This is a genomic window from Geojedonia litorea, from assembly GCF_042654525.1.
GTDB lineage: Bacteria > Bacteroidota > Bacteroidia > Flavobacteriales > Flavobacteriaceae > Geojedonia > Geojedonia litorea.
In genome coordinates this window covers 896,914-915,450 of sequence record NZ_JBHSGP010000014.1, presented here as the reverse complement: position 1 = coordinate 915,450, position 18,537 = coordinate 896,914, and the positions used below count along the sequence as shown (strand labels likewise).

The following is an 18,537-nucleotide window of genomic DNA, read 5'->3' as shown; positions in this document are numbered from 1 at the left end:
CAACAAATTTAGGCTTTAATTCGTTGTATTCAAATGGATATTATACCTTTAATATATGTTTAACCTAAGCATAAAATCCTTGAAACGATCTATTTTATTTTTTTGTGTTGGTTTGCTCCTTTTCTCCTGTAAAAATGAACAACCCTTGAGTTTTAATGAAACTGCTATTGAACAGCATGATGCTGCCGAAATAGAAATTGTTTATCCGCAATTTGAAAATAATTCATTAGTTGCTTCAAAAATCAATAAGTCAATTGAGTCTGCCATTGCCAAAAATATTGCCTTTTTTGATGACGACACTTTAAATCTTTCACTTAAAAATGCCATAAAAGAATTTGACAATCGGTTTAAAACGTTTAAGAACGACTTTCAAGATGCTTCTGCTCCTTGGGTTGCAACCGTAAATAGTGAAGTGGTTTATTCTTCAACTGAAGTTATCACTATTGCTGTGGATTCCTATACCTTTACTGGAGGTGCTCATGGCAATAGTGTTATCACGCTGCTTAATTTCAATCCAGAAAACGGAGAACTATATACTAATGAAAACCTCTTTAAAATAAATGAGAATTTTAAATCTTTGGCAAAAGGCTATTTAAGTAATGAAGTGAATACAAAAACTATGGAAGATGGTGAGAATTACTTTTTTGGAAAAGACTTCAAACTTTCGGAAAATATTGGGTTCAATGACGAAGGCGTTATCTTTTTATATAACACTTATGAAATTGCCGCATACGCTCAAGGCATCACAGAATTCACAATTCCATACAAGATCATAGCTTCATATTTAAAGATTACTCCTTAAAGTTATGCGTTAATCGTTTTATGATGGATTCTACGGTTAATCCTTGTCCTATAATGGAAAACACTACAATAATATAAGTTATTACTAAAAATAGTTCGCGATGCATTTCAGGAGTTAAGCTTAAGGCTAAAGCAATAGAAATACCTCCGCGCAATCCACCCCAAGTCATTATTAAATTGGTATGGGGTACAAACCCTAATTTTTTGGCAAAAAACTTTATAGGTAACCATAGGGACGCATATCTGCAAAGTAATACTAATGGAACGGTTATTAAACCTGCCAAAATATAATCTAGGCTTAAAGTAAGAATTAACATTTCCATCCCAATGAGTACAAATAAAATAGTGTTTAAAAGTACGTCTATTAGCTCCCAGAATTTATCTACATAGGTTTCAGTAGTTTCAGACATTGCAGCATTTCTAACCGTATCGTTTCCTACAAACAATCCTGCCGTTACCATGGCCAAAGGTGCCGATAAATGCCAATAATGTGCCAGCATAGTTCCTCCCATTACGGTAGCAATAGTAATAATTACTTCTACTTCATAATCATTGATAGATTTTAATAAGCGATAGGTTATCCAACCTAAAACTAGACCTAGGGCAATTCCGCCAATAACCTCTTGCCCAAACAATTTAGCAACTTCTGAAAATTCTATTTGAGCATTAGGTGAAGCCGCTATACTAAATATGGTCAAAAACACCACTACACCTACACCGTCATTAAATAAGGACTCCCCAACTATTTTTGTTTCAAGAATTTTAGGAGCGTTTGCTTTTTTTAGAATGCCCAATACGGCAATAGGATCTGTAGGTGAAATTAGTGCTCCGAACAATAAACAGTATATAAACCCAACCTCTAATCCTAGTGCCATTAACAACAAATAAACTAAAATACCTACCAAAAATGTAGAAACTAAAGTTCCTAAAGTGGCAAACACCAAAACTGGAGCTCTTTGCACTTTCAATTGTTCAAAGTTAGTGTGCAAGGCACCCGCAAAAAGCAAAAAACTTAACATCACATCTAACAGAACGGTTTCGAAATCTATATTCGATATAAGCTCCTGTTCTTGCATTAAAAGCGTATCGTCAAATTGTCCAATTAAAACCAAAACCAATGTAAAAGCAATAGTAATTACCATCAAGCCAATAGTAGTTGGTAACTTCAAAAACCTAACATTTATATAACCAAATAGAGCAGAAAGTACAATTAAGACTGATGCTATTGCATAATAATCCATGAGTTATAATGATTTTTTTAAGGCTAATATATACCCCAAATGAATCCCTTCATGGAAATTATTGAAAGCAATTGCTTCTTCAACAGTTTTTAAAGTGCTTTTGGTGGTTACTGTATATTCATGATACGTTTGAAAAATTCTATTTTCGTAATCTTCTTTGGTTTTTTCTATTGTGGAAAAGAGTAAACCTTTAATTTCATCTATTTCGGCTTGGGTAAGATCTCGTTCCGTTTTAGTTCCTTTTCTAAACATTTCAATCATATCTTCAGAAACAATGGCAGGCAGTCCAGATAACTTATAAATCAAAATTTGCTGGGTTACAATGGTGTGGGCAATATTCCAAATAATATTATTTTTAAATCCTTCAGGTACTTTATTTAATTCATCAAGCGAATAAGATTCTATAAATGTTTTTAAAACTGCCCTATTTTTTAAGGTAATGTCAAAATTCCAATCCATCTGTATTTTTTTTTAAAAGTAATTAAATTTCCTTTTAAAACCGTTTTCTTTGCATTTCAAACCAGTAGATATGAACAAAATTTACCATCTCAAAACTTGTAGCACCTGTGTTCGAATTATAAAAGCATTAAATCTTCCTTCTGATTTTATCTATCAAGATATTAAGGAAGAAGAGATTACAGTTAAACAGCTAGAGGAAATGCATAAACTATCTGGCAGTTATGAAGCACTTTTCAGCAAGCGTGCTAAACTCTATAAAGAAATGGGCTTAAAAGATGCCAATCTTTCCGAAAAAGATTTCAAGCATTATATTTTAGAACATTATACATTTTTAAGCAGACCGGTCATTGTTTTTAAGAATCAAATCTTCATTGGCAATAGCGCTAAAACGGTTGAAGCCGCTAAACAAGCCATTCATGGATAAACGAACTCTTGCATTATTGGCAGCTTTTGGTGCAAGTGCCATTTATGGGATTAACCACACCGTAGCCAAAGGTGTCATGCCTACTTATATTCAACCTTACGGGTTCATTCTGCTTCGTGTTTTGGGTGCCGCCATTTTATTTTGGCTCATTAGTTTTTGGGCTCCTAAAGAACGGGTTGAAAAAAAAGATTGGATTCGCCTATTAGCCTGCGCTATTTTTGGAATGGCAATTAACATGCTCATGTTTTTTAAAGGCCTTTCATTATCGACACCAATAAATAGTTCGGTAATGATTACTATTTCACCAATTATCATTTTTTTGTTATCGGTACTTATTTTAAAAGAACGCATCACACTTTTAAAAATTATAGGGATTTTTATAGGATTTGGAGGCGCTTTAAGTTTAATCTTATTTGCTGAAACTACAGCTCAAAATGCCGAAAATATTCCTTTGGGAAATGCTTTATTTTTAATTAATGCAACCTCCTACGCCATTTATTTGATCTTAATCAAACCCTTAACGGCTAAATATCATGTGATCACCTTAATGAAATGGCTTTTTTTGTTTGGGGTTATTATCAATTTACCAATTACATGGAATGAATTTCAGGCTGTTGAATGGCAGCAATTGCCATTGAATGTTATTTTTAAAATGACTTTCGTGGTTGTGGGCACAACTTTTTTAACTTATTTACTTAATGTTTTCGCCTTAAAACAACTCAATGCCTCTACTATTGGAGTATTTATGTATTTACAACCTTTATTGGGAATTCTTTATGCTATTTTAGTGGGAAGTGACACTTTAAATGTTTTAAAAGTATTTGCTGCTGGGTTAGTATTTTTAGGGGTTTATTTAGTTACAAAAAGAGTAAAGCTGACTTAAGTTCATAGGTAATTGCAGCAATCTGCAATTTTTCATTGGAAATCTTTTTATCTTTAAATTTGTTATATGGTTTCTAAACCCAGTCAAGGCTAAAAAACTTTAGGTTTTTGTTTACCTTTGTTCAACTTTTAAAATTCATGTATGATACAATCTATGACTGGCTATGGGAAATCTGTAATTCAGCTTCCCACAAAAAAAATATCCATAGAAATTAAATCCCTTAATAGTAAAAATCTAGATTTAAATACTAGAATGCCTTCACTTTACAGGGAAAAAGAGCTAGACATTCGAAAATTGATCGCTTCTAAACTTGAGCGTGGTAAGATTGATTTTTCTTTATACATGGAAATAACCGGGGAGGAAACCTCCACTCAAATCAATAGAACGGTCGTTAAACAGTATATTAAGCAATTAAAAGAAGTAGTTGATGGTGATGAAACCGAACTGCTTAAAATGGCTATTCGTTTACCAGATGCTGTAACTACAGAACGCGACGAGATTGATGAAGATGAATGGGCACAGATATCAAACGAAATTGACAACAGTCTTGAAAAAATACATCAATATCGATTGGATGAAGGAAAAACTTTAGAGAGTGACTTCTTTACCAGAGTACAGAATATTTCTGAATTATTAGATCAGGTTATCGCCATGGATCCCGAACGTATTGAAGGTGTTAGAGAGCGTTTACAAAAAGGTGTTTCTGAACTCAAAGAAAAAGTTGATCAAAATAGATTTGAGCAAGAACTCATTTATTATATTGAAAAGTTTGATATTACCGAGGAAAAGGTACGGTTAAAAAACCACTTAGAGTATTTTTTAAAGGCGCTTAAATCACCTGATTCCAACGGAAAAAAGCTGGGATTTATAGGTCAAGAAATGGGGCGTGAAATCAATACCATTGGCTCAAAATCTAATTATGCACCTATGCAAAAGTTAGTCGTTCAAATGAAAGATGAACTCGAAAAAATAAAAGAACAACTTTTAAATGTGCTTTAATGGCTAAAGGCAAATTAATAGTATTTTCGGCTCCTTCAGGGTCTGGCAAAACAACCATAGTACGGCATTTGCTAAAACAAAAGGAATTGAATTTAGAGTTTTCAATTTCGGCAACTTCGCGTGAAAAACGAGGAAACGAGCAAGATGGTAAAGATTATTACTTCTTATCATTTCAAGACTTTAAAACAAAAATTAAAAACGACGAGTTTTTAGAATGGGAAGAAGTTTATCGCGACAACTTTTATGGCACTTTAAAATCGGAAGTTGAACGTATTTGGGCATTAGGAAAACATGTGATTTTTGATATTGATGTTTCGGGTGGTTTACGGATAAAACGAAAATTTCCAGAAGAAACTTTGGCCATTTTTGTGAAGCCACCTAGTATTGATGAGTTAAAAATTAGGCTAAAAAAACGTCAAACCGAAAGTGCTGATAAAATTAATATGCGTATCGCTAAAGCCTCTGCCGAGTTGGCTACGGCTCCCCTTTTTGATACGGTAGTTGTTAATGACAAATTAGAAAAAGCTTTGGCAGAATCTTACGAACTAGTTTCAAAATTTTTAGAAGAAAATCAATGAAAATTGGCTTGTTTTTTGGCACCTTTAATCCTATACATGTGGGTCATTTAACTATTGCTAATCATATTGCTGAATATAGTGACCTAGACCAAGTATGGTTTGTTGTAACCCCTCAAAGCCCTTTTAAAACTAAGCAAAGTTTACTTGATAACCGTCAGCGATTTGAAATGGTGTATCGTGCGACAAAGGATTACCAAAAATTACATCCCAGCGATATTGAATTCAGTCTTCCGCAGCCCAATTATACAATCGATACACTTACTTATCTGCATGAAAAACATCCAGATTACGTGTTTTCACTAATCATGGGGGAAGACAATCTTAAAAGTTTTCATAAATGGAAAAACTTTGAGCTTATATTAAACAACTATCATTTGTATGTCTATCCAAGACTTTCAGAAGGCACTATTGAAACGCAATTTGATAGTCATTCACACATTCATAAAATTGATGCTCCTATCATGGAATTGTCCTCAACCTTTATCAGGAAATCAAGAAAAGAAGGTAAAAATGTGAGACCAATGCTTCCAGAACATGTTTGGGAATATTTAGACGAAATGAATTTTTACAAATAAATAAAAAACCTCCCAAAATTAATTTAGGAGGTTTTGTAAACTCTATATTTTTATTGATCTATTTCGGTCCATCGTTACCGCCGCCGCCATCGCCGCCATCACAATCCGTCAAACTAGATTGAACAAACATTGCCCAGTTTCTACCAGAAAACTGTGAACCTTCACCCCAGGCAGTTTCACCTCCAGTTGGTCCTTGTACTTCAGCATGCGCCGCAAAACAATAAGTATCTCCTAATTCAAGCCCAAGCGACTCTAAGCTAATAATATATACAACTTGGTGAGTATCTTGATAAGATGGTTCAGTAAAGTCAAACTTTCCGTTTTTTGGATTTCCTGATCCTGTTAATGGCACCCATCCTTCGTTACAATCGCCTACTTGTAAATGAGTCACACCAATAGTCCAATCATCGTTTGTAGCATACTCAATTATAAGGTTGGTTCCGTCTGTGTACACAGACACGGTTCCGGCATTATGGTGCTGACCGGCAATGAGGTTTGTTGTTGTACAAGCTTCTCCATCAATATCATAAGATGCCATGGTTTGCACCGTTGTTGACGTTTTAACTTTGTAATCTACACCTTTTATAAATTCCTGTTGTGGAGCGGAGTCTATTAGTTCATTTTCACAGCCAATAAATATCGTAAAAACGCATAGGCTTAAAATAAAAGTAAATTTTTTCATAGTCATAAGATTTGGGTATTGAGACTTTAAATATAGAAGAAATCAGCCATAACGCACAATATTTTCGATGAATTGCATAAATTGAAAGAAATTTGACGTTTTTTCTTACACGATTCGACGAATGGCAAGTTTAAAAGTGGTAAAATGAATCTTTCAAGTGCTCGATAGAAAAATCGGTTCCAGTTTTAATAATGGCAATAATGTCAAATCTAACATCGACATCTAATTCATTTTTAAGAACATAATCATCAACCACCTTCACTAGTTGTTGTATTTGTTTAGGCTTTACAAATTCCTGTGGCAGTCCAAAATCAGAACTCGATCGTGTTTTAACTTCAATTATGGCTAGAACATCATTTTTTTTAGCGATGATATCAACTTCAGCCTTACCAAAACGATAATTGCGCTCTTTAATGGTGTATCCTTTATCTATAAGGAAATCAACCGCCATTTGCTCGCCCTTTTTGCCAAGTTGATTGTGTTGAGCCATTATCAGTTCATCGTTTTCTGTTGAAATATTCAATTAAAAATATCACTTTTCAAATACAAGTGTTGACTGATTTTTATTCACCGATAAGTTAACCGTTCTGCCTAAAATCATGGCCAGATTAATCTTTTCATGACCGGCAGGCATGTTAAACGCTATTGGAAAGTTGTATTCGGCCAGAGCATCTAAAATCAATTGTTCAATAGAAGTGCCCCAAAGGGTAGTGTTTTTTCTTAATTTACTTATATCACCAACAATAACCCCCTTACAATGCTCAAAATAACCTGCACGTTTCAAGCTTTGTAGCATACGATCAATATGGTATTTGTACTCCCCTATTTCTTCGATAAATAAAATTTTACCGGATACGTCAATACTTGTTTTAGAGCCTAACATGGTGTGCAACATCGTAAGATTTCCTCCTACCAAAGGAGCAGTGTTAGTGCCTTCGCGATTATATTCAGAACCTTTTATAGTATAGTTTAAAGGCTCTCCAAATATTGATGCTTTAAATGTTTCAAGAGTTTCCTTTATATCATCAAAATCATCGGTTAAACTCGTGCACATCATAGCGTGAATACTCTCATAACCTTCATTATGAAACTGATTGTGTAAAGCCGTAATATCACTATAGCCTATGAGCCATTTTGGGTGTTTTTTGAATTTAGTAAAATCTAATTTATCAAGAATTCTAACGGTTCCATAACCCCCTCTAGCACACCATATAGCACTAATTGTGTGATCATCCATTACTTTTTGGAAATCCTCACAGCGCTCATCATCGGTACCTGCAAAGTGATTGGCTTGGCTAAAGACATGTTTTCCAACCACGGCATGCAGACCCCAACTTTTGAGAAGACTTACAGCTTGTTGTATCTCACCTTCCTTATTTTTCAAAATACCCGAAGGCGCAACAATGGCTACCGTATCTCCCGGCTTTAGATAATCTGGTCGTATCAATTTTTTTTGAGTTTTTGCAGTATTTGTTTGCGCTAATCCATTACTGTTTCCAAAGAAAAAGAAAGTACAGCAAAACACTAATATAAATACATTTCTGGACATAGTGTAAATGTACATTTTTTTTCTAAATCGCTTATGAATTGTGTACTTTTGTGCCTTCAAATTAGCACTTAATGTCTAAACACAAATGATGAATCAACCAAAACGTTATACCATTACTGCAGCTTTGCCTTACACTAATGGACCAATTCATATTGGACATCTCGCCGGCGTCTATGTCCCTGCCGATATTTATGCGCGTTATCAACGATTATTGGGAAACGATGTTGCATTCATTTGTGGCAGTGATGAACATGGTGTCCCTATTACCATAAAAGCTAAAAAAGAAGGTGTTTCACCACAGGACATAGTAGACAAGTATCACGCTATTATTAAAAAATCGTTCGAAGATTTTGGAATTTCGTTTGATAATTATTCTCGTACATCTGCAAAAATTCATCACGAAACTGCATCCGAATTTTTTCTATCCCTCTATAATAAAGGTGAATTTATCGAGGAAACCACTGAACAGCTCTATGACGAAGAGGCTAATCAATTTTTAGCGGATCGATTTGTTGTTGGTACATGCCCTAAATGCGGTAATGAAGAAAGTTATGGCGATCAATGTGAGAAGTGCGGCACAAGCCATAACGCCACCGATTTGATTAATCCAAAATCGGCCATTACTGGCAATACGCCTACATTAAAACAAACCAAACATTGGTTTTTACCTTTAGATAAACACGAAGCGTTTTTAAAAGAATGGATATTAAAAGGCCACAAAAAAGATTGGAAACCTAATGTTTATGGCCAAGTTAAGTCTTGGATTGATGACGGCTTACGTCCACGTGCGGTAACTCGAGATCTTGATTGGGGGATTCCTGTGCCATTGCCTGATGCCGAAGGGAAGGTTTTATACGTTTGGTTTGACGCGCCTATTGGCTACATATCTTCTACAAAAGAATGGGCACAACGCGAAGGAAAAGACTGGGAACCATACTGGAAAGATAAAGACACTAAACTAGTGCATTTCATAGGGAAAGACAATATCGTGTTTCACTGTATCATTTTCCCTGCAATGTTAAAAGCTGAAGGAAGTTATGTGCTACCAGATAATGTCCCGGCTAATGAATTCTTAAATTTAGAAAATAATAAACTCTCTACTTCAAAAAATTGGGCGGTTTGGTTACCCGAATATTTGGACGAATTTCCAAACCAGCAGGACGTTTTGCGTTATGCTTTAACTGCCAATGCTCCCGAAACCAAGGACAATGATTTTACATGGAAAGATTTTCAAGCCCGAAACAATAACGAATTGGTAGCCATTTTTGGGAACTTTATCAATCGAGTGGTTGTGCTTACCAATAAATATTATAACGGCATAGTCCCTGAACCTAGCAAGTTTACAGATATAGATACCGATACTTTAACTACTTTAAAAGCCTACCCAGCGGTAATTTCAAGTTCAATTGAACGCTACAGATTTCGTGAGGCTAGCCAAGAATTACTGAATTTAGCTAGATTAGGCAACAAATATCTTGCGGATGAAGAACCTTGGAAGGTTATTAAGGAAGATGAAGCACGAACTAAAACCATCATGTTTGTGGCACTTCAAATTGCATCGGCTTTGGCAACCTTAAGTGAACCATTTTTACCTTTTACATCTACAAAATTAAAAGGAATACTCTGTCATGACAACTTCGAAGACGCTTCTTGGGATGATATTTCTACAAAAAAGGTATTACTCCCAAGTGGTCATCAAATTGGTAAAGGCGAATTATTGTTTTCTAAAATTGAAGACGACACTATTCAAAACCAACTGGATAAATTAATTTCAAGCAAGGCAGCAAATGAAGCCGCTAATAAAGTTGTTGAACCACAAAAAGAGACCATCACTTTTGAAGACTTCACTAAACTGGACATACGTGTTGGTACTATTTTGGAAGCTGAAAAAATGCCAAAAGCTAAAAAGTTATTAGTTCTGAAAGTTGACACAGGTATAGATGTAAGAACGATTGTATCTGGTATTGCCGAAAGTTTTACTCCTGAAGAAGTCGTTGGAAAAAAAGTAACCGTTTTGGTAAATCTTGCTCCACGAGCACTTCGCGGTGTTGAAAGTCAAGGGATGATTTTAATGACCGAAACTCCAGAAGGAAAATTGGTGTTTGTAAATCCGGATGATGCCAAAGTCACCAATGGTTTGCACATTAGTTAAGATAATTCTGTTCAAATTTTTATTCCTGTTAACAATTTCAAGTAACATCTAAACACTTGTTCTCCTCCGTATATATTAATAATTATTAGCAAGAAAAGCTTTATAAAATATTTATTAATAATCTAAATGGAAATTATATAATTATAAGAAACAATCTTATAATACGAAGTCGTCATACATATGGCATCTTTGTAAATAAAATTAATACAAAAAATATGAAACGAGTTATATTACTATTTTTAGCAATCGGCTTAATAAGTTGCGGTTCTTCCAAAACAGTACGGACTTCTGAAAAAATACTTAAAGGCGAATGGGTACTCAATACTGTAACGTATAGTGAATCCGGAAACTATAATGTAACCCTTTTAAATGATGTTTCTAAAGCATGTTTTGAGGGTAGTACTTGGCAATTTGTTCCTAATAACAACACAGGAACCTATACCATAAACAACACCAATTGTGCAAGAGGAAAACGTTATTTTATTTTTAAAATTAATGAAATTGATGAAGCGACAGGTCTTTATGATTTTGTCCTAAAACCAACGGACGAAAAATATAAATCAGACACAAATATAGGTGTCAGGTTTAGTCTTTCAAGTCTTTCAGATAATTACATGCAATGGCAACAAACACTTACTGTAGATGGTAAACCGTTTACGATAAGTATGAATTTTTCAAAGCAATAATTCAAGCTAGTTATTGTACTTAAAACAGAAAATTATTAACTAAAATAAAACTTAAAACAATGAAATCAACTATAAATAAAATAGGAATACTGCTTTTCACCACCTTAATAGCAATAAGTTTAACCAATTGTAAGGCTGTTCAAAATGCCAATAACAAACAAAAAGGTGCCGTTATAGGAGCTGCCAGTGGTGCGGTTATCGGCGCCATTATAGGCAACAATGTTGGTAAAGGTGGAAATGGTGAACTGGGAGCCGTAATTGGAGGTGTTGTAGGTGGTACAGCTGGAGTAATTATTGGTCACCAAATGGATAAGCAGGCACAGAAGATAGAAGAGGAAGTTCCTGGTGCTCAAGTAGAACGCGTAGATGATGGTATTGTAGTGACATTTGACGAGACCAGTGGCGTTTATTTTGCTACTGACAAGTACAATATCAATCCAACATCTCAAGCTACGTTGAACAAATTAGCTGGTGTATTTATTGAGTATCCTGATACTAATATATTAGTAGTTGGTCATACAGATAGTGTTGGCTCTGAAGAATACAATATGTCCCTTTCTAAAAATCGTGCTTATGCTGTCACCAACTACCTTATTAATAAAGGATTAAGTAGCGGTCGTTTTACAACTAACTGGTTTGGTGAAACACAGCCTATGTATGATAACTCAACTGCCGAAGGTAGAGCAAAAAACAGACGTGTTAATGTTGCAATTCTACCAAATCAAAAAATGATTGATGACGCTAAAAAAAGTGCACAAAATTAATTCGGTATTTTTAAAATAATAGAAAGTCCTTCAGCTTAAGTGTTGAAGGACTTTTTTATTTAAGCTGAATTTCTACTAGCGTTAATATTACCAAACAGCGAGCGCGTCACGATTTTTTCATAAATCTCCAATTGCGCTTCGTCTGGATTCTCTTCTTTTCTCAACTCCTGAATCTTCTTTAACGCAAATTGTTGTATGGTTAACAGAGGTAATACAATAGATTCCCTAACGTCAATTGACGCTTTTCCAGCAGGTTCTTCCTGCATCAATTCTTTATAACCTGTTAACTTTAAAATTAACCGCTTACTTAACAAGTATTCTTCATGAATAATGTCCCAGAATTCTCCAAACTCTTCGTCCTCGGCCATATATTTTGTAAGATCAAAAAATGATTTACACAAGGACATCATACTGTTCTCAATTAAGGTTTTAAAGAAGTTAGAACTTTTGTAAAGCTGTTTCACTTTTCTAAATTCACCTTTATCCTCATATACTTTTAATGCTGTACCCACACCAAAAAATCCTGGTACGTTTTGTTTAAGTTGGCTCCAAGACCCAACAAAAGGAATTGCCCTTAAATCTGAAAACACCAATTCTTCAGACTTTCCGCGTTTTGAAGGTCGGCTGCCTATATTTGTCTTCGCATAGTATTTTAAGGTACTCATTCGCTCCAAATACGGTAAGAATTTTGGATGATTCTTAAAATCTACATAAGCTTTGTAACTTATTTTTGCTAAGCTATCCATTACTTTCACATCCTCCCGAGTCATGCGCAAATTGGTTTCGTTCAACCTGTTCAAAATCCCTGAACTAATAAGCTGTTCCAAATTGTACTGTGACGAATCTAAAGTCCCAAAATTGGAGCTGATGGTTTGTCCTTGAATGGTTAGTTGTACTTCTTTATCTTCGATTGTAGGCCCTAATGAGGCATAAAATTGATGTGTTTTTCCACCGCCACGAGCCGGAGGTCCACCACGACCATCAAAGAAAATTACAGTTACACCATACTTTTTAGAAATTCGTGTTAAACGCTCTTTAGCCTTAAATATTCCCCAATTAGCCATAAGATAACCACCATCTTTGGTGCCATCACTAAACCCAAGCATAATAGTTTGTTTGTTTCCTCGCTTTTCGAGGTGTTTTTTGTATGTTGGATTTGTATATAGTTCTTCCATTACCAAATGGGCGTTTTCCAAATCGGTTATGGTCTCAAACAATGGGCCAATATCTACAGTAAGATCATCTTCAAAAGCCACTAATTTAAGCATGGCATACAATTGCATTACATTTAACGCAGTTTGGTTGTTACTAATGATATATCGATTAGCAGCCTGTTCTCCATTAGTTTCTTGAATTGTTTTAATTGCCTTTATAGTGTGTAAAGTTTTAGAAACCTCCTCTTCTTCAAAAATCGACAGGTCTACGCTTCCTTTTATTTTAGAAAGTATTTTTATTTGCTTTTCCTCGGTTAATGAATTGTAATTTTTCGGGAAAATTGTACTCCCTGAAGCTATCAAGGTTTCGACCATACTGGTAAACACATTATCATGAGCCCGACTGTCTTGTCTGATGTCCAAAGAAGCAAAATGAAATCCGAATAATTGAATTTTATTAAGTAAACTATCTATTTCTGAAGCATACAAAGACTGATGTTCTTTAACCACAATAGATTTAATGCTCTTCAATTCTTCAACCAAATAGTCGCGGGTAATTGTGTTTTTAGATTTAGGATTTGTAAAGCTTTCATAAAGTAGGAATTCCAAATTCTGAATGGATTCTTCTACACCTCTAAACGTTAATTTACGTCTCAACGATCGTACACTGCGATAATAATTTTTTAATATGGTTAATCGCAATCTATCAGCAACTTTTAAAGTGGTTTCTGGAGTAACAAAAGGGTTTCCATCTCGATCCCCACCTGGCCAAAAACCAATATTTATGATGTCATTTTCAATATCCTTATTGTCAAAAATATTTTGTTTGATATAGTCATAAATTGTTCCGAAGGAATGATAAAACACATTTTCTAAATACCATATTAAACTAATGGCTTCATCATATGGTGTTGGTTTTTTATGCTTAAAAAATGGGGTTTTACCTAATTGGGCTAATAAGTCATTGATTTTCAATAAATCATTTTTCTTAATCGCTTCTGTTAAATCAGTGATAATTCCCAAAACACTTCCTGGATAAAATTGTGTAGGATGTGCGGTAAGCACTATTCTCACTTTAAACTCTTCGAGATACTGCTGTAAGTGTTTTAATTTATTTTCAGATTTAGCCGACTCTTTAAGGCTTCGAAGCGTCCCAATTCCTTCCATGTTATTAACAATTGGGAAGGCCGCATCTTCAATAGCATCGAATAAAACTACTTGTCTTTCGATATACTGAATAAATCTAAACAGCAAATTAATTTGGCTTTCCTTGGTGCGTCTGGCCTGATACTTTTTAAAAAATGTTTCAACAATGGTTGTGGGGTCATCACCATTAGCAAATCCTTTAACACAGGTTTCGTGAAATAACGGTATAAGAACTCCGGTTTTAGTGATGGTCATAAACGGTAGCGTCATAAAAATACTATTGTAAATTTGGTATTTTGACAATACGTTTTGATTAAATCTAACTAATTTAGGTTGTGTTGACATTTTTTCTTATTAAATTTAAAAGCATATAAAAATAGTAAAGGTTGTTCAAAATACATTAAGCGGGAATTGCTTTTATGGATTAACCATTAATATACCTTAAAAATGCGAAAGATGAATTAAATACCTTTAAAGTTTAGGAATTTTATACTACCTATATAAAAACTTTCTCTCTAGAAATTACGTATAATCTTTTGGCATTCTATCTTTAATTTAATGGTTAGATTAAAATTAGTATCTTTAAGAGTACTCATAGAATAGTCTTTAATTAAGAATTATGCGTAAATGGATTTATCTTATTGTACTACTTATTTTAGGCATCTTCGCTTATAATTATATCTATCAAGAGCACAGAACTATTCAGAATGAATCCCCTGCATTTATTGTTACAGCAATGGAACTCTCAAGTGAGTTTTCAACTAATCCAAACGCTTCAGAGCAGAAATATTTAAACAGAACCATTCTAATACAAGGAACTATCACTGAACTAAATGAAACCAACCTTGTCTTAAACCACCACATTTTTTGTCAGTTTGATAAAAAAATTACTACTAAAGATACCGTTGCTAAAATTAAAGGTCGCTTTATTGGTTACGATAATCTTTTAGAAGAACTAAAGTTAGATCAATGCAGTATTATATCTAAATAAAAATATAGAGTATGAAAAAACGAATGGTTATACCAGCCTTTATAATTTTAAATCATATATTTATTGATGTTCAGTTTAAACATCTTCATTATTATCAACCTAAAAAATTCATGAAAAACTAATACGATGAAATACCTTTTTTATATAATTATATGCGTTCCAATATGGTCATTTTCACAAGATGATTTACTCAATGAAATTGATACAGATACGTCATGGACCAATTATGCCGATGCGGCTTTTAAAGGTTTAAAAATTGTAAATTTTGAATCGACAAAACTGGTTCCAAAAAAACAGTTAACTTTTATAGTATCTCATAGATTTGGAAGCATTGAAAATGGTTTTGATAGCTTTTTTGGGCTTGACGATGCTGTAACACGCTTAAATTTTGTTTACGGTTTATCTGATAATATTAATATTAGTGCTTCACGTAGCTCATTTTTAAAAGTGTATGATATGGCAATAAAGTATCGCTTGGTACGACAAATCACGAATGGATTTCCGTTTACAATTGTTGGCTTTAATGCGATTTTAATCAACTCATCACTAGACAAGGACAACCTGCCCGAATTAGAATTCAAACATCGTTTAGGCTATACCGCTCAAATTCTTATTTCTAGAAAAGTGAACACCAATTTATCTTTGGAACTCGCTCCAACCTTTTTCCATGACAATTTTGTTTTTCTTGATGAGCAGGATAACTCTCAATTTGCACTAGGTTTTGGAGGTCGCTATAAACTTGGTAAACGGTGGTCTTTGAATGCCGATTATGGTTGGCACCTCAACAGAGCGAGCAATTCACCATTTACCAATCCATTATCAATTGGTGTAGATTTAGAAACTGGAGGCCATGTTTTCCAGATGCACTTTACCAATGCCCAACCAATGAACACCAATGGCTTTTTGGGTCAAGGATTTGGCGATTGGACTGACGGAAATATTTATTTCGGATTTAATTTAAGTCGAACATTTTAACTCAATAATTAATACTAATCTTTAAAAAATTTAACGCTATGAATTTTCTAAAAACTATTTTTGCAATACTTTGTATTTCGGTTATTTACAGCTGTTCAAGTGACAGCAGTGATGACTTAACTCCAACACCTGACCCTGACCCAATGGGAACTGTGACCTATGAAGGTGATATCAAGGCTATTTTTACAAATAATTGTATTCAATGTCATGGAGATCCTCCAACACAGGGAGCACCTAAACCTTATGTTACATATAATCAAGTAAAGGCAGATGTTAATATTATTATTAGTCGTATAAATAGTACTACTAACCCAATGCCGCCGTCTCCCAATAGTCCTTTATCGCAGACACAGAAAACCCTTATTCAACAATGGAAAGATGGAGGGCTTTTAGAAAACTAAATTGTTTTTTGGCAGTATTTTTGATTCTTGTTATATAACATAAAATTAATAAAATGAAGTATTTATTATATGTCCTAATTTTAATGAGCTTAAGTGTAACTGCACAAAGTAAATATATTACCAAAACAGGGGTGGTACAGTTTGAAGCATCTGTACCATCCTTTGAAGAAGTAGCCGCCAAAAACAATTCGGTCACGGCAATCATTAATGTTGAAACTGGAGAATTTGCTGCTCTAGCGCTCGTTAAGGCTTTTCGTTTTAAAAATGCGTTGATGGAAGAGCATTTCAATGAAAATTATGCAGAATCTGATTTATACCCAAAAGCAACTTTTAAAGGAAGTATTGATGGGTTTTCAGTGCATTCGGACAAATCAAAATACCAAATTACAGGGGAGCTAAACTTTCATGGGGTTAGTAAAACTATAAACAACGTAAATATTACAAGCGTAAAGAAAAATGACACCATAATTCTCAAGGGTACATTTACAGTTTTAGCTAGTGATTTTAATATCAAAATTCCTAAAATAGTTAGCAATAAAATTGCCGAAGAAATTGAAGTCAATTTTTCTTTTGAATTGCTAAAAAGGTAGTTTGAGTTTTTATAAAGTTTTGTTTAAATCCCAAATTAAAGGAAGTATAAAATAAATGATTAACGTCAAAAGGATAATTGAGATGATATTCATCCAAAAGCCTTTTCTAACCATGTCTTCAATTTTTAAATATCCCGAACCAAATACAACAGCGTTTGGTGGTGTTGCGACCGGCAGCATAAAGGCGCATGAAGCCGCGACTGTTGCTCCAACTAATAATAAATATGGGTGAATACCTATAGCTGAAGCAAGTGAAACCAATACAGGCAGCAACATAGCTGTTGTTGCGAGATTTGATGTGATTTCGGTTAGGAAATTGACTGAAGCTACTAAAACCAACAGAATTAAAATAAGAGGCAATGAACTCAAAGATGACATTTGTTGCCCTATCCACTGTGCCAACCCACTAGATTCGAAACCTAAAGCTAATGCCATACCTCCTCCAAACAAAAGTATAATTCCCCATGGTAATTTTATGGCATCATCCCAATCGAGTAATCGACTTTTCATATTCTTTCTAGGTAGTAAAAACAATAAAATCCCTCCAAAAATACCAATGATCGTATCATCAATAGCTGGGATGAATTGCTTAATTAAAAATGATCTGCAAATCCATGCTATTGCGGTAAATGCAAAAACTATAAGTACTGTTTTTTCTTCGAAGGAAATTTTTCCTAAAGTTTTTAATTGAGATTGGATTTCTTGTCTGCCCCCTGGAAAGGCTTTTTGTTTGAATTTAAACGCTACTCTAGTTAAATAAAGCCAACAAATGTACAATAACACAATACTAATTGGAAACCCAAAAGTGAACCATTGTGCAAACGTAATTTCTACACCATAGGTTTCTTGAACTACACCAGCTAAAACCAGATTTGGTGGGGTCCCAATAAGGGTTGCCATACCTCCTATTGATGCACTGTAAGCAATCGCTAACATAAGTGCTTTGCCAAATATTAAATTTTCATTTTCAACAGTATTGGGGTTATCTCTAAGTTGTGCAACTATTGCCATGCCTATGGGTAAAATCATCACCGAAGTGGCTGTGTTTGAAATCCACATCGAAAGAAATGCAGTAGCAATCATGAACCCTAAAATGATATGGATCACATTTGTTCCTACAATGTTAATAATCGTTAACGCAATTCGTTTATGAAGATTCCATTTTTCAATGGCGATAGCAATTATGAAACCACCTATATATAAAAACACATATTTATGACCATAAGATGCTGTAGTTTTATCTAAAGCCAAGCCCCCACTTAACGGAAAAAGAATTATGGGTAATAAGGCCGTAACTGCGATTGGGATGGCCTCGGTAATCCACCAAACCGCTATCCATACTGCCGATGCTAAAACAGCATTTGCCGGTTTACTTAAGCCTTCAGGGTGAAAGTACAATTGTATTAAAACAAATAGTACTGGACCTAAAATTAGTCCTATGCTACTTTTGGTAGGTTTAATTGTCATAATTGATGTGGTCTAACCAT

General features: G+C 34.3%; 20 protein-coding genes. 13 read left to right on the top strand and 7 right to left on the bottom strand.

Translation table 11 applies throughout. From position 1 onward, the window contains the following. Positions 1-79 precede the first annotated feature (79 nt). The gene (locus ACFO5O_RS12070) at positions 80-802 is read left to right on the top strand and encodes a DUF3298 and DUF4163 domain-containing protein (protein WP_387964109.1); all 723 of its coding nucleotides are present in this window, start codon (positions 80-82) and stop codon (positions 800-802) included. On the opposite strand, the gene ACFO5O_RS12065 is transcribed toward ACFO5O_RS12070, so the two are convergent. Both ACFO5O_RS12065 and ACFO5O_RS12060 read right to left on the bottom strand, forming a co-directional pair. Next, the gene (locus ACFO5O_RS12065) at positions 792-2,042 is read right to left on the bottom strand and encodes a cation:proton antiporter (RefSeq protein ID WP_387964107.1); all 1,251 of its coding nucleotides are present in this window, start codon (positions 2,040-2,042) and stop codon (positions 792-794) included. The two genes, ACFO5O_RS12070 and ACFO5O_RS12065, sit on opposite strands and share 11 nt — an antisense overlap. Positions 2,043-2,045: 3 nt before the next feature. Then, a complete protein-coding gene (locus ACFO5O_RS12060; protein WP_387964105.1) occupies positions 2,046-2,501 on the bottom strand; it encodes a DinB family protein in 456 nt (151 codons plus the stop codon). Positions 2,502-2,571: 70 nt separating this feature from the next. Here ACFO5O_RS12060 and ACFO5O_RS12055 point away from each other — a divergent pair, with 70 nt between their 5' ends. From ACFO5O_RS12055 to nadD, 5 genes are all read left to right on the top strand, one after another. Further along, a complete protein-coding gene (locus ACFO5O_RS12055) occupies positions 2,572-2,925 on the top strand; it encodes an arsenate reductase family protein (RefSeq protein WP_387964103.1) in 354 nt (117 codons plus the stop codon). After that, on the top strand, positions 2,918-3,808 hold the full coding sequence (locus tag ACFO5O_RS12050) for a DMT family transporter (protein ID WP_387964101.1): 891 nt from the start codon (positions 2,918-2,920) through the stop codon (positions 3,806-3,808). Before ACFO5O_RS12055 ends, ACFO5O_RS12050 begins: the two co-directional genes overlap by 8 nt. A 141-nt stretch (positions 3,809-3,949) precedes the next feature. Beyond that, positions 3,950-4,807, top strand: coding sequence for a YicC/YloC family endoribonuclease (locus ACFO5O_RS12045; RefSeq protein WP_387964099.1), 858 nt, complete (start codon positions 3,950-3,952; stop codon positions 4,805-4,807). Next, entirely contained in the window at positions 4,807-5,385 is a 579-nt protein-coding gene (gene gmk, locus ACFO5O_RS12040) for a guanylate kinase (protein WP_387964097.1), read from the top strand. Before ACFO5O_RS12045 ends, gmk begins: the two co-directional genes overlap by 1 nt. Next, entirely contained in the window at positions 5,382-5,960 is a 579-nt protein-coding gene (nadD, locus tag ACFO5O_RS12035) for a nicotinate (nicotinamide) nucleotide adenylyltransferase (RefSeq protein WP_387964095.1), read from the top strand. Before gmk ends, nadD begins: the two co-directional genes overlap by 4 nt. Before the next feature lie 58 nt (positions 5,961-6,018). Here nadD and ACFO5O_RS12030 read toward each other — a convergent pair whose 3' ends face one another. The 3 genes from ACFO5O_RS12030 to ACFO5O_RS12020 all read right to left on the bottom strand — a co-directional run bounded on the left by ACFO5O_RS12030 (position 6,019) and on the right by ACFO5O_RS12020 (position 8,191). Next, on the bottom strand, positions 6,019-6,642 hold the full coding sequence (locus tag ACFO5O_RS12030; RefSeq protein WP_387964093.1) for a hypothetical protein: 624 nt from the start codon (positions 6,640-6,642) through the stop codon (positions 6,019-6,021). 130 nt (positions 6,643-6,772) lie between these two features. Then, positions 6,773-7,132: a YraN family protein gene (locus ACFO5O_RS12025; protein ID WP_387965127.1), complete on the bottom strand. Its 360-nt coding sequence runs from the start codon at positions 7,130-7,132 to the stop codon at positions 6,773-6,775. A gap of 42 nt (positions 7,133-7,174) precedes the next feature. Then, on the bottom strand, positions 7,175-8,191 hold the full coding sequence (locus ACFO5O_RS12020; protein ID WP_387964091.1) for a S66 peptidase family protein: 1,017 nt from the start codon (positions 8,189-8,191) through the stop codon (positions 7,175-7,177). An 88-nt stretch (positions 8,192-8,279) separates the two neighbouring features. Here ACFO5O_RS12020 and metG point away from each other — a divergent pair, with 88 nt between their 5' ends. The 3 genes from metG to ACFO5O_RS12005 all read left to right on the top strand — a co-directional run bounded on the left by metG (position 8,280) and on the right by ACFO5O_RS12005 (position 11,793). Then, a complete protein-coding gene (metG, locus tag ACFO5O_RS12015) occupies positions 8,280-10,343 on the top strand; it encodes a methionine--tRNA ligase (RefSeq protein ID WP_387965125.1) in 2,064 nt (687 codons plus the stop codon). 215 nt (positions 10,344-10,558) lie between these two features. Then, positions 10,559-11,029, top strand: a complete 471-nt coding sequence (locus ACFO5O_RS12010; protein ID WP_387964089.1) for a lipocalin — start codon at positions 10,559-10,561, stop codon at positions 11,027-11,029. 59 nt (positions 11,030-11,088) lie between these two features. Next, positions 11,089-11,793: a YiaD family glycine zipper/OmpA-like lipoprotein gene (locus tag ACFO5O_RS12005; protein WP_387964087.1), complete on the top strand. Its 705-nt coding sequence runs from the start codon at positions 11,089-11,091 to the stop codon at positions 11,791-11,793. Between the two features lie 59 nt (positions 11,794-11,852). Here the strand turns inward: ACFO5O_RS12005 and ACFO5O_RS12000 are convergent, their stop codons facing one another. Beyond that, positions 11,853-14,438: a phosphoenolpyruvate carboxylase gene (locus tag ACFO5O_RS12000; RefSeq protein WP_387964085.1), complete on the bottom strand. Its 2,586-nt coding sequence runs from the start codon at positions 14,436-14,438 to the stop codon at positions 11,853-11,855. Between the two features lie 274 nt (positions 14,439-14,712). Here ACFO5O_RS12000 and ACFO5O_RS11995 point away from each other — a divergent pair, with 274 nt between their 5' ends. From ACFO5O_RS11995 to ACFO5O_RS11980, 4 genes are all read left to right on the top strand, one after another. Next, positions 14,713-15,084, top strand: coding sequence for an OB-fold protein (locus ACFO5O_RS11995; RefSeq protein ID WP_387964083.1), 372 nt, complete (start codon positions 14,713-14,715; stop codon positions 15,082-15,084). Positions 15,085-15,210: 126 nt separating this feature from the next. Next, the gene (locus ACFO5O_RS11990) at positions 15,211-16,059 is read left to right on the top strand and encodes a DUF5777 family beta-barrel protein (RefSeq protein WP_387964081.1); all 849 of its coding nucleotides are present in this window, start codon (positions 15,211-15,213) and stop codon (positions 16,057-16,059) included. Positions 16,060-16,097: 38 nt separating this feature from the next. After that, on the top strand, positions 16,098-16,460 hold the full coding sequence (locus tag ACFO5O_RS11985; protein ID WP_387964079.1) for a hypothetical protein: 363 nt from the start codon (positions 16,098-16,100) through the stop codon (positions 16,458-16,460). 53 nt (positions 16,461-16,513) lie between these two features. After that, positions 16,514-17,050 carry a YceI family protein gene (locus tag ACFO5O_RS11980; RefSeq protein ID WP_387964077.1) on the top strand — a complete coding sequence of 179 codons (537 nt, stop codon included), beginning with the start codon at positions 16,514-16,516 and terminating at the stop codon, positions 17,048-17,050. Between the two features lie 9 nt (positions 17,051-17,059). Here the strand turns inward: ACFO5O_RS11980 and ACFO5O_RS11975 are convergent, their stop codons facing one another. Then, a complete protein-coding gene (locus ACFO5O_RS11975) occupies positions 17,060-18,511 on the bottom strand; it encodes an SLC13 family permease (RefSeq protein WP_387965123.1) in 1,452 nt (483 codons plus the stop codon). Between the last annotated feature and the right edge of the window lie 26 nt (positions 18,512-18,537).